This window comes from Herbiconiux sp. J20-20 (genome assembly GCF_057365085.1).
The window spans coordinates 431,175-445,249 of sequence record NZ_CP195122.1 but is presented as its reverse complement, the minus strand read 5'-3'; the positions used below and the strand labels follow the sequence as shown (position 1 = coordinate 445,249).

The window sequence follows — 14,075 nt, the reverse complement described above, 5'->3', positions numbered from 1 at the left end:
GCAGAACTGAGGGCGGCTCCGAAGTGGAGCCGCCCTCAGTCAAGCAGTGCGGGGCGTGAGCGGCAAGACGTTGCCAGCCCCGCGGGTGATGGTCAGGCGCGACGCGAACCTCGCGTCACGAGCCCCCAGATCAGCAGCACGATGATCGAGCCGCCGATGGCGAGAAGCCAGGTCTGGATCGAGAAGAACTCTTCCAGCCCCTCTCCGAAGATGAGTCCGCCCAGCCAGCCGCCGAGCAGTGCCCCCACAACGCCGAGCAACAGCGTCGCGAGCCAACCGCCCGCTTGCCGTCCCGGCAGAATGAGCTTCGCGATGGCTCCGGCGATCAGCCCGAGCAACAGGAATCCCAAGAACCCCATGTCAACCTCCCAGTCGATAGAGGAATCACTCCGGGTCTCGAAGTGACCACTCCACGATGCGTGACCCCCGAACGAGGGTCAAGCCGGAATCTGCTGACCGTTTTCTGTGCCGTTCCTGAGCGTTATTGGAGTGCGGGGTGAGAGGGTGTACGGCGCGTCCGCGGGTCCGCTTGCCGAAAGCACGTCCCGCGGGCACGCTAATGACATGAGCGTTCAACACCCGTGGTCTCGCTATGTCGCCATCGGCGACTCCTTCACCGAGGGCATCGGCGATCCGGAGGAGCGCAGCCCGGGCGGCCACCGGGGCTGGGCCGACCGCGTCGCCGAGGTTCTCGCTGAGCAGACCGAAGACTTCGCCTACGCCAACCTCGCCATCCGCGGCCGGGTGCTGCAGCAGATCCTCGACGAGCAGGTGGATGCGGCCCTCGAGCTGCGACCCGACCTGATCACGATCTCGGCGGGCGGCAACGACATCATCCGCCCGCGCACCGACCCGGATGACGTCGCCGCTCGCATCGAAGGCGGCATCGCGCGACTGCGCCGCGATCGCGCCACGGTGGTGCTGTTCAACGGTCCCGATATCGGCGGCACGCCGGTGCTCGGACGCATCCGGGGCAAGGTCGCGATCTACAACGAGAACCTGCGCACCATCGCGCAGAAGCATGACTGCGTTGTGGCCGACATGTGGTCGCTGCGCGAGCTCACCGACCCGCGCATGTGGGCACCGGACCGCCTGCACTTCTCCCCCATCGGCCACCAGACGATCGCGCGCATGGTGCTGGCCGCCCTCAACGTGGAGAACAGCCTCGAGCCCTTCGCGGCCGAGCCGCTGCCGCCGCAGTCCTGGCGGCAGGCGCGCATCGACGACATCGGCTGGGCGCGCGAGCACCTGGCGCCGTGGATTCTGCGCCGGATTCGGCACCAGTCCTCCGGCGACTTCATCGAGCCGAAACGGCCGACCGCGGGGCGCGTCAGCGAGGGCTGAGCCCCGGCTACGGGTTCCCCGTGATCAGGCCCGGGTGCGTGAGCCGCCACCACGGCCCCGGATCGCCCAGCGCGGCGGTCGTCTCGAGCTCCACGCGCAGCGCCGCCTCGACGCTGTCGCCAGTGCCCTCGAACACGAGCGTGCCGACGCGTTCGCCCGCCTCGACGAGCGTCACCTCGTCGGTCTCGATGCGTGCCGTGAAGACCGCGTCGCCCCAGACGAGCGCCTCTGCCGTCTCGGTGGTGACAATCGTGGTGTCGGCCTCCCACAGCGTGGCGAACGAGCCCAGCTCGACGCCCGGCTCGATCAGGGTGATCGCGGCGAGGTTCGCGAAGGCGCTGTCGAGGAGATCCTCGACATCGCCATTGAGCACGTCGTGATCGGGCGCCCCGAGGATCACACCGATCACGGTGACCGGCTCGACGCGTCCCTCGATCTCGCGTTCGGCCGAGAACAGGAGATTCGCGCCGAATGAGTACAGCGTTCCGGTCTTGATCCCGTCGACGCCGTCGGTGCCGAGGAGCGCGTTCGTGTTCTCGATCGTGCCGCGGTTGCTCACCGTCTCACTCGCGCTGCCGACGATGTCGGCCACGAGCGGATCGGCCAGCGCCAGGCGACCGAGTTCGATCAGATCCGAGACCGTGCCGACGTTCGCGTCGTCGATCCCCGTCGGCTCGACGATCGTGATCGAGTCGAGGCCGTGCTCGGCGAGCCAGGCCGCGGCGGCCGTGCGGAAGGCGTCCTCCGAGCCGAAGGCCCACACGGCGAGGCTGGTCGCGAAGTTGTTCGCCGACTTGATGAGGGTGAGTTCGAGCAGATCGCGCTGGGTGTACCTCTCCCCCGCCGCCACGGCCGTGACGCTGCCATTCATGGCGAGCTGCTGCGAGTAGTAGCTCACGTCGGTCGAGCTCATCGTGATCGTGGGCCCGTCATCTCCGAGCGACAGCGGATGGGCGTGCAGCACGGTCAGTGCCGTGACGACCTTCGTGATGCTCGCCAGCGGCAGCGCCCGCTCGGAGCCGTCCTGCGCGCGCACCTCCGGCAGCTCGACGACGCCGAGGGCGCTGGCGCCGTAGTTCGGCCAGTCCAGCTCGGGCGCGTCGATCGTCACAGTGGCGGGCACCGCGGTCTCGGCAGCGATCGCCGGGAGCGGCGCCAGCAGCGTCATCGGCACGTAGAACCCGACGGCCAGGGTGGCGAGCGCGATGACCGCCGCCGCGAGACGCCGACGGACGTACACCGCACGGGAGTGCCGCTGTCGCGGAGTCGTCGCGGTCCGGCTCACCCGGCAATGCTAAGCGACCCGCAACGCCCAGAGCGCCACCGCGGAGGCGGCGGCGACGTTGAGCGAATCCACGCCCCCGGACATCGGAATCGTCACGGTGACATCGGCCGTGCTCAGCGCGCGTCGGCTGAGCCCGTCCCCTTCGGTGCCCAGCAGGATGGCGACGCGCTCGGGCGGATGCGCGGCGAACTCGTCGAGTCCGACCGCCTGGTCGTCGAGCGCGAGCGCCGCGACGGTGAAGCCAGCCGCCCGGAGCTGGTCGAGTCCCCCGGGCCAGGCGTCGAGCCGCGCCCAGGGCACCTGGAGGACGGTGCCCATGCTGACGCGCACCGAGCGGCGGTAGAGCGGATCCGCGCATCCGGGGCTGATCAGCACCGCGTCGGCGCCGAGACCCGCGACCGCGCGGAACACCGCGCCGACGTTGGTGTGGTCGACGATGTCCTCGAGCACGACGACGCGCCGCGCGGAGGCCAGCAGCGTCGGAATGTCGAGCGGGGCCGGACGGTGGAACGAGGCGAGGGCTCCGCGATGCATCGCGAAGCCGGTGAGCTCTTCGAGCACGCCGGGCTCGGCGAGATACACGGGCACGTCGTGGCCCGCCAGTAGCGGCTCGATGTCGGGCAGCCACTTCTCCTGCAGCAGCACCGATCGCGGGCGATGGCCGGCCGCGAGGGACCTCGCGATGACCTTGCTGGACTCGGCCAGGTAGAGTCCGCCGGCCGGTTCGAGCAGTCGGCGCAGCTTGCCATCCGTGAGGTCGCGATAGTCGCGCAGACGCTCATCGCCGGAGTCGCTGATGGGAATGATCTCCATGTCGCATCCCTTCACCGCTCGCCGGGCTGACAGCCCCCGGAAACATATCGGAAAACTCAGGGCCGTACGCTGGGGGCACCGGCACAGGAGGTGTGCGTGACGACGATTCCCGTGGCGACGACCGCTGCGGCCGAAGGCCTGGGCGATCTCGACCGTGACATCGAGCGGGTGCTCGACGTGCTCGCGGGGCGACGGATCTCGGTGCTGACCGGCGCGGGTGTGAGCACCGACTCCGGCATTCCCGACTACCGCGGCACGGGCGCACCGGTGCGCTCGCCGATGACGTTCCAGACCTTCATCGCCGATCCGCGCGCACGCCAGCGCTACTGGGCGGGCAGCCACCTCGGCTGGCAGCGGTTCGCCACGGCGGCGCCGAACGCGGGGCATCGTGCGCTGGCCGAGCTCGAGAACCGGGGCATCGTCAACGGCCTCATCACGCAGAACGTGGACGGGCTTCACCTGCGCGCCGGATCGCGTCGGGTGGTCGATCTGCACGGTGCGCTCGACCGCGTGCGCTGCCTGACCTGCGGCCAGAGCTTCGACCGCGGCAGCATCGCCGACCGCATGGCCGCGGCCAACCCGTGGCTGGCCGAGCCGGGCGCGCTCGAACTGAATCCCGATGGGGATGTCAGCGTCGAGCATGTCGACGAGATGGTGGTGCCCGATTGCACCGTGTGCGGCGGTGTGCTGAAGCCCGAGGTCGTCTTCTTCGGCGAGTTCGTGCCGACCGAGAAGTACACCGAGGCACGTGCCCTGGTGCGCTCGTCGGATGCCTTCCTGATCGCCGGCTCCTCACTCGTGGTGAACTCGGGGATCCGCCTGCTCGACCAGGCCGTCAAGAAGCGGCTGCCGGTGGTCATCGTCAACCGCGGTCAGACGAAGGGCGATGCGCGCGCAACCCTTAAGATCGAGGCGGGCACGTCCGAGATCCTCACCGCGCTGCGGGACCGACTCGCGGGCTGAGCGAGATCCGCCTCCCGGCTGCCTGGGAGACCTTCTGTGACCGAGCTGTTTCTTGTCCGCCACGGCGAGACCGAGTGGAATCGCGAGCGACGCATCCAGGGCCGCACCGACATTCCGCTGAACGAGACGGGTCGGGCGCAGGCGCGCGCGACGGGGGCGCTGCTGGCCCGGCGCCGCTGGGATGCGGTGCTGTCGAGCCCGTTGTCGCGCGCCCGGGAGACGGCGAGCCTGATCGCGGAGGAGCTCGGGCTGCCGGGTCCCGAGCTGATCGAGGGCGTGATCGAGCGCAACTACGGCGAGGCCGAAGGCCTCAATTTCCGCGAGGTCGACGAGCGATTTCCCGAGGGCACCCACGTGCCGGGTCGGGAGTCGCGGGACGAGGTCGCCGAGCGCGTCGTGCCGGCTCTCGTCGAACTGGCACGTCAGCGCCTCGGGCAGTCGCTCGTCGTCGTGAGCCACGGCGGCGCCATTCGTGCCGCACTCTCGGTCGCCGAGCCGGGCATCTCGCACGGCATGATCACCAACGGCTCGGTGCACAGCTTCCGGGTCATCGACGGCACGCTGCGACTGATCGCCTTCGATGACCCGATCGAGGACGAGTCGATCGGCGCCGACACCGGTGCCCTGAGTGTGCAGAACGCCGTCGAGGCGCGGGACCGGGAGCTCACATGAACGCCGCCACCGAACGCTTCATTGCCGCGGTCGCGCCGCACGGCCTCGACCCCGAGGTGCGGTTCTTCGACGAGAGCACGCACACGGCGGCGGAGGCAGCCGCCGCGATCGGCTGCGAGGTGGCCGCCATCGTGAAGAGCCTCGTCTTCGTCGCGGACGGGGAGCCGCTGCTCGTGCTGGTCTCGGGTCCGCGGCGCATCGACACCGCGGCGCTCGGCGCGCGCATCGGCGCGGAGATCGGCAAGGCGGATGCGGCGCTCGTGAAGTCGGCGACCGGCTACAGCATCGGCGGGGTTCCGCCGCTCGGGCATCCGGAGCCGATCCGCACCCTGGTCGACGAGGGGCTCCTGGAGCTGGAGGAGCTGTGGGCGGCTGCCGGGAGCGCCAACTCGGTGTTCCCGATCGCACCGGCGCGTCTGGTGGAGCTCAGCGCCGCCCAGGTGCTGCGCGTCGACTGACGACCCGTTCGACGAGTTCGAGCAGCTCGGCCGCGCTGCGGTCCCAGTCGAAGTTCGCGGCCTGCGCGCGGGAGGCGCTCGACGCGCGCGCCCAGGCGTCGGCGTCGGCGAGCTCGCGCACCGCCGCGGCGACGGCGGAGGCATCCCTCGGCGGCACGAAGCGCGCGGCCTCGCCGCCGATCTCGCGGAAGATCGGGATGTCGCTGACGACGACCGGGGTGCCGAGCGACATCGCCTCGACAAGCGGAATCCCGAAGCCCTCATCCAGTGAGGTGCTGAGCAGCGCCGTCGCGCGCGAGAGCACCGCCTGATATTCCTGGTCGCTCGCCCCGTTGTGGAAGACGAGCGCGCCCTCGGGGGCGAGTTGCGTCAACCGGGCCCGGTCGGCATCGCCGATGCGGCTCATCAGGTGCAGGCGGTGGTCCGGGAGCTCGTGCAGCGCGCGCGCCAGCGTCTCCACGTTCTTGTAGGGCATGAATGAGCCCATGTAGACGAGTTCGCGGTCGGCGTCGCCGCTCGGGGCCGAGCGCGGCGTCGCGGGCGCCGGGTCGGCGGCGTTGCGCACCACGGTGATCGGGCGGCGGGTGAGCCGGTGCTGTTCGATGAGCGTCTTGCTGGTCTCCGAGACGGTGGCCACCTCATCGGCGCGGTTCAGCAGTAGACGCTGCGGCCACCAGGCCAGGTGGTAGAGCCGCCAGAGCAGCCGGATCACCGCGGGCAGGTCGCGCGGAGGGGTCCGGTTCCGGTAGTAGATCAGGTCGTGGAGCGTGAGCACGAGTCCGTAGCGACGCCCCCACGACCCCATGGTCTGCATCGGGGTGAACACGACGTCCGGGCTCAGCCGGTTCACCTGGCGCGCGACGAACAGCTCGCGCACGCTCGTCGGCGAGGAGATCTTCACCCAGGGCAGATCCGGCAGCATCTCCAGTTGCCGTTCATCGCTGATCAGCATCGTCACCGGGTGCCGGCGAGCGACCGCCTCGGTCACCCGCGCCGCGTAGCGGCTGATGCCGTCGTGGTGGCCGAGCCGCGTGTAGCGGCAGTCGATGACGAGCTTCATCTGTTCAGGCCCGGTCGTGCTGCTCGGCCAGGAACTCTCGGATCGCCGCGGCCGCCTCGTGGCGCGCCTCGTAGTGGATCAGGTGCCCCACCTCGGGGAGCACGATCAGGCGCGCATCCGGGAACTTCTGCACCGTCTCACGCTGGCCGTCGACCGGAGTGATGCGGTCCACTCCCCCGGCGATCATGAGTGTCGGGACGGCGACCTTCGGCGCAGCATGGCCCACCTGGGTGCTGAGGGAGGCGTCGAAGGCCTCGGCGACCGTGGCAGGGTCGGAGAAGCCGCTGAAGTAGCGGTGGTGCTCCTCGTGGATCCAGCGGCGCAGCCGGCGATCCGGCGTCGTCACCAGCGACATGCTCATGAACTGCACGACCAGCCAACTGCCGAGCAGCGCCCGCCCGAGCCGTTCGGGAAGCTTGCGGGCGACGTCGTAGTAGAACTTCGTCAGCCGGGTGATGCCGACGCCGGCCCCGGTGAGCGGATCGCTCGAGATCGGGTTCACGAGGATCAGCGCGGGCGTCTCCAGCCCGGCCGCCACCGCGTGACTGGTCACCATCGAGCCGAACGAGTGCCCGAGCACGATTGCGCGACCGCGCAGCTCCAGCGCGTCCAGGAATCCGGCGTACCAGTCGCCGTAGCCGGCGATGTCGTGCGGGCGCTCGGTCATCGGGGTCGAGGCGCCGAAGCCCGGCAGATCCGGTCCGATCACCCGGACCTCCGGCAGCAGCGCGATGACCGGTTCGAGACCGTGGTGGTCGCCGCGGTAGCCGTGGCAGATCACGATGGTGTCGCGGGCATCCGCGGGACCGTACTCCCAGTAGCGGGTCGCGCTTCCCAGCACCTGAACGGTGTTCTCGCGGACCGGAATCCTGGCCAGCTCGTCGGCGTGGGGGGCGGGAACAGTCATCGTTCCCATCCTAGGCGCGAGCACTCGTAGACTCGGACGGTGTCTTTCACCGCACCCCACACCCTGCCCGGTCTCACCCTCGACCCGCACTGGTACCGTCGTGCGGTCTTCTACGAGGTCATGGTCCGCTCGTTCGTCGACTCCAACGGCGACGGTTCGGGCGATCTCGGAGGTCTGATCTCCAAGCTCGACTACCTGCAGTGGCTGGGCGTCGACGCGCTGTGGATCCCGCCGATCTTCGACTCCCCGCTGCGCGACGGCGGCTACGACGTCTCCGACTACCACTCGATCCTGCCCGAGTTCGGCACGATCGAGGAGTTCCGCGAGTTGGTCACCAAGGCGCACGAGCGCAACATGCGCGTCATCATCGACCTCCCGCTGAACCACACCTCGGATCAGCACGAGTGGTTCCAGCAGTCGCGGCTCGACCCGGAGGGTCCGTACGGCGACTTCTACGTCTGGAGCGACTCCGACGAGAAGTTCGACAACATCCGCATCATCTTCACCGACTACGAGGAGTCCAACTGGGCCTTCGACTCGGAGCGGCGCCAGTTCTACTTCCACCGCTTCTTCTCGCACCAGCCGGACCTGAACTACCACAACCCGGCCGTGCACGAAGCGGTGTTCGAGGTCATCCGGTTCTGGATGGACCTCGGCGTCGACGGCTTCCGGCTCGACGCGATCCCCTACCTCTACGAATCGGAGGGCGGCACCGGCGAGAGCGAGCCGGAGACCCACGAGTTCATTCGGGCCGTGCGTCACATGATGGACACCGAGTACCCCGGCCGCGTCATGATCGCCGAGGCGAACCAGTGGCCGTCCGAGGTCGTCGAGTACATGGGCACGAACGAGGAGCCGGAGTGCCACATGGCCTTCGACTTCCCCGCCATGCCCCGCATCTTCTACTCGCTGCGCTCGCAGTCGGCGCAGGAGCTCACGCGCGTTCTCTCCGAGACCACCGAGGTGCCGGACGGCGCCGGGTGGGGCGTGTTCCTGCGCAACCACGACGAGCTGACGCTCGAGATGGTGAGCGAGGAGTACCGCCAGGCGATGTACGGCTGGTACGCCTACGACCCGCGGATGCGCGTCAACGTCGGCATCCGACGCCGGCTGGCGACCCTGCTCGACAACTCGCGCGCCGAGCTCGAGCTCGCCCACGCGCTGCTCTTCTCGCTGCCCGGTTCGCCGTTCCTGTACTACGGCGACGAGATCGGGATGGGCGACAACATCTGGCTGCCCGACCGCGACGCCTCGCGCACGCCGATGCAGTGGACGCCGGACCGCAACGCCGGATTCTCCACCGCCGACCCGGGCAAGCTGTTCCTTCCGGTCGTGCAGTCGCTGGTCTACAACTACACGCTCGTCAACGTCGAGTCGCAGCTGGCGCAGTCCCGCTCGCTGCTGCACTGGGTCCGCAACGTGATCCACGTGCGCAAGCAGCACCCGACGTTCGGCCTCGGCTCGATGCGCGTGCTGCGCACCGACCACGAGTCGGTGCTCGCCTTCGTGCGTGAGTACGCGGGGTCCGGGAGCCAGTTCGGTGACGCGCCGGAGCGCATCGTGTGCGTCTTCTCGTTCGCGCACAACCCCGTCGCGGTGAACATCGAGGTGGGCGAGGAGTTCGCCGGCCAGCCGCTGTACGACCTGTTCGGCGGAGCGGAGTTCCCGCGCGTCGCCGAGGACGGGACGGCGACGCTGACGATGGGCTCGCAGGGCTTCTTCTGGCTGCACCTCGGCGAGGCGCGGTTCCAGGGAGGCGGCGCCCGGTGACGCCTGCTGTCTGCGGCACCCCCTAGCCTGGTCGCATGAACAACTGGGGCGGCCGGCTCGGCGTATTCGATCTCGAGACGACGGGCGTCGATGTGCGCACCGCCCGCATCGTCTCAGCCTGCGTGGCGGTGCTGGATCCCGAGGGCAACGTGCTCGAGCGCCGCGACTGGATCGCCGACCCCGGCGTCGAGATCCCGGAGCAGGCGGCTGCCGTGCACGGGATCACGACCGAGCGCGCCCGCGCCGAGGGTCGCCCCGCCCGCGACGTGGTGGCCGAGATCACCGACTCGCTGCGCCAGCAGCTCGGCGGCGGGACGCCCGTGACGGTCTACAACGCGCCCTACGACCTGTCCCTGCTGGCGCACGAGTGCATGCGCCATGCGGTCGCCCCGCTCGCCGCGCTCACCCCGATCATCGATCCGCTGGTGCTCGACAAGGCGGTCGACCGGTACCGGCGCGGCAAGCGCACGCTCGAGGTCACCGCGCAGCACTACGGTGTCGCGCTGGACGATGCGCACGACGCCGGAGCCGATGCCATCGCAGCCGGGCGCGTCGCGCAGGCCCTGGTGAAGGCGTTCCCCGCCGAGCTCGATCTCGACCCGCACGAGCTCCACACCCGCCAAACGGCCTGGTTCGCCGAACAGGCGGCGAGCTTCGAGGAGTACATGCGCCGGGTCAAGGATCCGTCGTTCGTCGCGTCGCGCGGGTGGCCGGTTCGGTGAGTCCGACCGTGTTGCGGATCGCGGCCGCGGTCATCGAGAACGAGGCCGGGCAACTGCTCTTCGTGCGGAAGCACGGGACCGTCGCGTTCATGCAGCCCGGCGGCAAGATCGAGTTCGGCGAGTCCCCGGCCGAGTGCCTGGTGCGCGAGCTCGAAGAGGAGCTCGGTCTGGTGCTCTCCCCCGCCGGCCTGACCGAGATCGGACGATTCGACGCCGACGCGGCCAACGAGCCCGGGATGACGCTCGATGCCTGGTGCTACCGCGCACCGTTGACCGGGGTGCCGGCGATCGCTGCTGAGATCGCCGAGGCCATCTGGTGGGATCCCACGCAGCCGCTGCCGTCGATGGCGCCGTTGAGCCGCGACTACCTCGTCCCGTTCGTCCTCGCCGCGCGCTAGACCCGCTCCGGGCGCGCCCGGGCGCGGTTCCGCCGCACAACGACGAAGGCCCCCGCCGGAGCGGGGGCCTTCGAGGGACGACTTACTTGGAGCCGCCGAAGCTCTTGAAGCGCTGGTTGAACTTCTCGACACGACCGGCCGAGTCCATGATGCGCTGCTTGCCCGTGTAGAACGGGTGCGAGGCGGACGAGATCTCGACGTCGATGACCGGGTAGGTCTGACCGTCGAGCTCGATCGTCTTGTCGCTCGTGACCGTCGAACGCGTGAGGAACGTCTCACCGCTCGCGAGGTCGCGGAACACGATGGGCGCGTACGCCGGGTGAATGTCGGACTTCATGGGAAACCTCGGAAGTAAATGGAAGCTTGAATGGCCAGAGCGGACCAAGGGACGACTATACCAGGTGACGGGCCCGTTCAGACCGCACGCGCCGCGAAACGGCCCGAGTCGCTGGTGCTGACCTCGAGCCGGAGCCCGAATGCCTCCGACAGGTTATCGGCGGTGATGACCTCGGCGATCGGCCCGGCCGACTGGATCCGGCCGTCGGTCAGCAGCATGGCGTGCGTGAAGCCCACCGGGATCTCCTCGACGTGGTGCGTCACCATCACCATCGCGGGTGACTCGGGATTCTGCGCGTAGGCGCCGAGCAGTCCGACGAGCTCCTCGCGCGAGCCGAGGTCGAGGCTCGCCGCGGGCTCGTCGAGCAGCAGCAGCTCGGGATCCGTCATCACGGCGCGGGCGATCTGCGTGCGCTTCTGCTCGCCGTCGCTCAGCGTGCCGAAACGGCGATCCTGGAGGTGGTCCAGCTTCCATTCGGCGAGGACGCGGCTGGCGCGCTTGCGGTCGACGGGGTCGTAGTTCTCGTTCCACCGGCCGGTGACGGCATAGGCGGCGGTCATGACGACATCCAGCACGGTCTCGTCGCCGGGGATGCGGCGGGCGAACGCCGTCGACGCGAAGCCGATGCGCGGGCGCAGCTCGAAGACGTCGGTCTTGCCGAGCTTCTCGTCGAGCAGAACGGCGGTGCCCTCGGTGGGGTGCACGTTCGCCGAGGCGATCGACAGCAGCGTGGTCTTGCCCGCCCCGTTCGGCCCCAGAATCACCCACCGCTCGTCAGGATTGACGACCCAGTTGATGCCGTCGAGGATGCGATTGCCGTCGCGAATGACGGCGAGGTCGGAGAGCGTGAGCACCGCAGACATGATGCCCCTAGCCTACGGCAGGAGCGAGTCGTAGATTCGCCGCGTGCGCTCGGCGATCGACGTCCACGAGAAGTGCTCCTCGGCGCGCTGCCGCCCCGCCTCCCCCATGCGCCGAGCCGTCTCCGGGTCGCTGGTGACCTCGGTCAGCACCTCCGCGAGATCGGCGATGAAGCGGTCGGGGTCCAGCGGCGTGCCGGTGCCGTCGTCGAGCTGCTCGATCGGCACCAGCCGGCCGGTGATCCCGTTGCTGACGACCTCGGGGATGCCTCCGGTCGCCGTGCCGACGACCGCGGCGCCGCAGGCCATCGCCTCGAGGTTCACGATGCCGAGCGGTTCGTACACCGAGGGGCAGACGAAGGTGGTGGCGTTCGACAGGATCGCCGACAGCTCGGGGCGCGGCAGCAGCTTCTCGATCCACACCACGCCGCTGCGCTCGCGCTGCAGCTCGGCGACGCCGGCCTGCACCTCGGCGAGGATCTCCGGCGTGTCGGGGGCGCCGGCGCACAGCACCAGCTGCACCTCCGGCGGCAGCAGGCGCGCCGCGGCGAGCAGGTACGGGAGCCCCTTCTGACGGGTGATGCGGCCCACGAAGACGACGCTCGGCCGGTCGGGGTCGATACCGAAGCGCTCCAGCGTCGCGGGGTCGTCGTGGCGGTGCCAGCGCTCCAGGTCGATGCCGTTGTGCACGACATGCACGCGCGCCGGGTCGATGGCCGGATAGCTGCGCAGGATGTCGGCGCGCATCCCGTCGCTCACGGCGATGACCGCATCCGCCGCCTCGTAGGCGCTCTGCTCCACCCAGCTGGAGATCCGGTAGCCGCCGCCGAGCTGCTCGGCCTTCCACGGCCGCAGCGGTTCGAGGCTGTGCGCCGTCACCACGTGCGGGATGCCGTGCAGCAGCTTGGCGAGGTGTCCCGCCGCGTTGGCGTACCAGGTGTGCGAGTGCACCAGATCAGCGCCCGCGACGTCGCCGGCGATCAGCAGGTCGGTGCCGAGGGTGGTCAGCGCCGGATTGGCGCCGCCGAGCTCTGCGGGCACGCCGTAGGCGTGCACTCCCGTCTCGTCGCGCGGCGCGCCGAAGCAGCGCACCTGCACGTCGAGGCTCGCGCGGAGGGCGGCGACGAGTTCGGCGACGTGGACGCCCGCCCCGCCGTAGACCTCCGGTGGATATTCCCTGGTAATCACATCGACTCGCACGTCTTGACGCTAGTACAGGCGCGGTGGCTGACCTACTGTAAGGACATGGCAGCGAAGAAGGTGTTCGGGATCGTTCTCGCCGGGGGCGAGGGTAAGCGGCTGATGCCGCTGACGGCGGACCGGGCCAAACCCGCGGTCCCCTTCGCGGGGGGCTATCGACTCATCGACTTCGCGCTGTCCAACCTCATCAATTCGGGGCTGCGCCAGGTCGTCGTGCTGACCCAGTACAAGTCGCACTCCCTCGACCGTCACGTGTCGCAGACCTGGCGGCTGTCGGGGCTTCTGGGCAGCTACGTCGCGTCCGTGCCCGCGCAGCAGCGCCTCGGCAAGCGCTGGTTCAGCGGCTCCGCCGACGCGATCTTCCAGAGCCTGAACCTGATCCGCGACGAGAAGCCCGACATCGTCGTCGTGGTGGGCGCGGACCACGTCTACCGCATGGACTTCAGCCAGATGATCGACGCGCACATCGCCTCCGGCCTCCCGGCCACGGTGGCCGCGATCCGCCAGCCGTTGGAACTCTCCGACCAGTTCGGCGTCATCGAGGTCGATCCTGAGAACCCGGAGCTGATCTCCGCCTTCCGCGAGAAGCCGAAGGACGCGGTGGGTCTCGCCGACTCCCCCGGAGAGTTTCTGGCGTCCATGGGCAACTATGTGTTCGATGCCGACGCGCTCATGGCGGCGGTCGAGCGCGACAGCGAGCTCGCCGGATCCAGTCACGACATGGGCGGCGACCTGATCCCCGACTTCGTCGCGCGCGGCGAGGCGGGCGTCTACGACCTCATCAAGAATGAGGTGCCCGGATCGACCGAGCGCGACCGCTTCTACTGGCGTGACGTGGGAACGATCGATTCGTTCCTCGACGCGCACATGGACCTGGTCTCGGCGCTGCCGGTGTTCAACCTCTACAACCGCGACTGGCCCATCTTCAGCCAGCAGCTCAACGCGCCGCCCGCGAAGTTCGTCCGCGACGACAAGAACGCGATCGGCACGATCATCGACTCGATCGTCTCGCTCGGCTGCGTCGTCTCCGGTGGGCACGTCGAGCGCAGCGTGCTCGGACCGTGGACGAACGTCGAGTCGGGGGCCAAGGTCGTCGACTCTGTCGTCTTCGAGCGGGTGACGGTCGGCGCGGGAGCGATCGTGCAGCGCGCTATCCTCGACAAGGACGTGGTGGTCGAAGCCGGCGCGACGGTGGGTGTCGATCACGACGCGGATCGCGCGCGAGGCTTCACCGTGACCGAGAGCGGCATCACCGTGGTCGGCAAGGGCCTCCTCGTCAGCTGATT

Annotated in this window: 16 protein-coding genes; 8 read left to right on the top strand and 8 right to left on the bottom strand. The window is 69.4% G+C overall.

The window, feature by feature from the left end; genetic code table 11:
- Positions 1-92: 92 nt before the first annotated feature.
- Positions 93-359 (bottom strand): GlsB/YeaQ/YmgE family stress response membrane protein, encoded by a 267-nt coding sequence (locus tag ACR3ZA_RS02105; RefSeq protein ID WP_473659677.1) that lies wholly within the window; start codon positions 357-359, stop codon positions 93-95.
- A gap of 205 nt (positions 360-564) precedes the next feature.
- On the opposite strand from ACR3ZA_RS02105, the gene ACR3ZA_RS02100 reads away from it, so the two are divergent.
- A complete protein-coding gene (locus tag ACR3ZA_RS02100) occupies positions 565-1,344 on the top strand; it encodes a GDSL-type esterase/lipase family protein (protein ID WP_473659675.1) in 780 nt (259 codons plus the stop codon).
- 7 nt (positions 1,345-1,351) lie between these two features.
- Here the strand turns inward: ACR3ZA_RS02100 and ACR3ZA_RS02095 are convergent, their stop codons facing one another.
- Positions 1,352-2,629, bottom strand: a complete 1,278-nt coding sequence (locus ACR3ZA_RS02095; RefSeq protein WP_473659672.1) for a D-alanyl-D-alanine carboxypeptidase family protein — start codon at positions 2,627-2,629, stop codon at positions 1,352-1,354.
- Between the two features lie 9 nt (positions 2,630-2,638).
- Positions 2,639-3,442, bottom strand: coding sequence for a TrmH family RNA methyltransferase (locus tag ACR3ZA_RS02090; RefSeq protein ID WP_473659671.1), 804 nt, complete (start codon positions 3,440-3,442; stop codon positions 2,639-2,641).
- A gap of 105 nt (positions 3,443-3,547) precedes the next feature.
- Here ACR3ZA_RS02090 and ACR3ZA_RS02085 point away from each other — a divergent pair, with 105 nt between their 5' ends.
- The 3 genes from ACR3ZA_RS02085 to ACR3ZA_RS02075 are packed head-to-tail and all read left to right on the top strand — an operon-like array spanning position 3,548 to position 5,535.
- Positions 3,548-4,405 carry a Sir2 family NAD-dependent protein deacetylase gene (locus tag ACR3ZA_RS02085; RefSeq protein ID WP_473662261.1) on the top strand — a complete coding sequence of 286 codons (858 nt, stop codon included), beginning with the start codon at positions 3,548-3,550 and terminating at the stop codon, positions 4,403-4,405.
- 36 nt (positions 4,406-4,441) lie between these two features.
- A complete protein-coding gene (locus tag ACR3ZA_RS02080) occupies positions 4,442-5,077 on the top strand; it encodes a histidine phosphatase family protein (protein ID WP_473659668.1) in 636 nt (211 codons plus the stop codon).
- Positions 5,074-5,535, top strand: coding sequence for a YbaK/EbsC family protein (locus tag ACR3ZA_RS02075; protein WP_473659665.1), 462 nt, complete (start codon positions 5,074-5,076; stop codon positions 5,533-5,535). Before ACR3ZA_RS02080 ends, ACR3ZA_RS02075 begins: the two co-directional genes overlap by 4 nt.
- On the opposite strand, the gene ACR3ZA_RS02070 is transcribed toward ACR3ZA_RS02075, so the two are convergent.
- Both ACR3ZA_RS02070 and ACR3ZA_RS02065 read right to left on the bottom strand, forming a co-directional pair.
- Positions 5,504-6,595 carry a glycosyltransferase gene (locus ACR3ZA_RS02070; RefSeq protein WP_473659663.1) on the bottom strand — a complete coding sequence of 364 codons (1,092 nt, stop codon included), beginning with the start codon at positions 6,593-6,595 and terminating at the stop codon, positions 5,504-5,506. The genes ACR3ZA_RS02075 and ACR3ZA_RS02070 overlap by 32 nt on opposite strands.
- Before the next feature lie 4 nt (positions 6,596-6,599).
- Entirely contained in the window at positions 6,600-7,502 is a 903-nt protein-coding gene (locus ACR3ZA_RS02065; RefSeq protein ID WP_473659660.1) for an alpha/beta fold hydrolase, read from the bottom strand.
- Positions 7,503-7,541: 39 nt separating this feature from the next.
- Between ACR3ZA_RS02065 and treS the strand changes: the two genes are divergently transcribed.
- From treS to ACR3ZA_RS02050, 3 genes are read left to right on the top strand one after another with little or no spacing between them, the layout of a single operon-like run.
- Positions 7,542-9,272, top strand: coding sequence for a maltose alpha-D-glucosyltransferase (treS, locus tag ACR3ZA_RS02060; RefSeq protein ID WP_473659657.1), 1,731 nt, complete (start codon positions 7,542-7,544; stop codon positions 9,270-9,272).
- A gap of 35 nt (positions 9,273-9,307) precedes the next feature.
- On the top strand, positions 9,308-9,994 hold the full coding sequence (locus tag ACR3ZA_RS02055) for an exonuclease domain-containing protein (RefSeq protein WP_473659654.1): 687 nt from the start codon (positions 9,308-9,310) through the stop codon (positions 9,992-9,994).
- Positions 9,991-10,392 carry an NUDIX domain-containing protein gene (locus tag ACR3ZA_RS02050; protein WP_473659652.1) on the top strand — a complete coding sequence of 134 codons (402 nt, stop codon included), beginning with the start codon at positions 9,991-9,993 and terminating at the stop codon, positions 10,390-10,392. Before ACR3ZA_RS02055 ends, ACR3ZA_RS02050 begins: the two co-directional genes overlap by 4 nt.
- 82 nt (positions 10,393-10,474) lie before the next feature.
- Here the strand turns inward: ACR3ZA_RS02050 and ACR3ZA_RS02045 are convergent, their stop codons facing one another.
- From ACR3ZA_RS02045 to glgA, 3 genes are all read right to left on the bottom strand, one after another.
- A complete protein-coding gene (locus tag ACR3ZA_RS02045; RefSeq protein WP_473659650.1) occupies positions 10,475-10,729 on the bottom strand; it encodes a type B 50S ribosomal protein L31 in 255 nt (84 codons plus the stop codon).
- 77 nt (positions 10,730-10,806) lie between these two features.
- Positions 10,807-11,592, bottom strand: a complete 786-nt coding sequence (locus ACR3ZA_RS02040) for an ATP-binding cassette domain-containing protein (RefSeq protein WP_473659648.1) — start codon at positions 11,590-11,592, stop codon at positions 10,807-10,809.
- Between the two features lie 12 nt (positions 11,593-11,604).
- The gene (gene glgA / locus ACR3ZA_RS02035; protein WP_473659646.1) at positions 11,605-12,789 is read right to left on the bottom strand and encodes a glycogen synthase; all 1,185 of its coding nucleotides are present in this window, start codon (positions 12,787-12,789) and stop codon (positions 11,605-11,607) included.
- Positions 12,790-12,834: 45 nt separating this feature from the next.
- On the opposite strand from glgA, the gene ACR3ZA_RS02030 reads away from it, so the two are divergent.
- Positions 12,835-14,073, top strand: a complete 1,239-nt coding sequence (locus ACR3ZA_RS02030) for a glucose-1-phosphate adenylyltransferase (protein WP_473659644.1) — start codon at positions 12,835-12,837, stop codon at positions 14,071-14,073.
- Positions 14,074-14,075 lie beyond the last annotated feature (2 nt).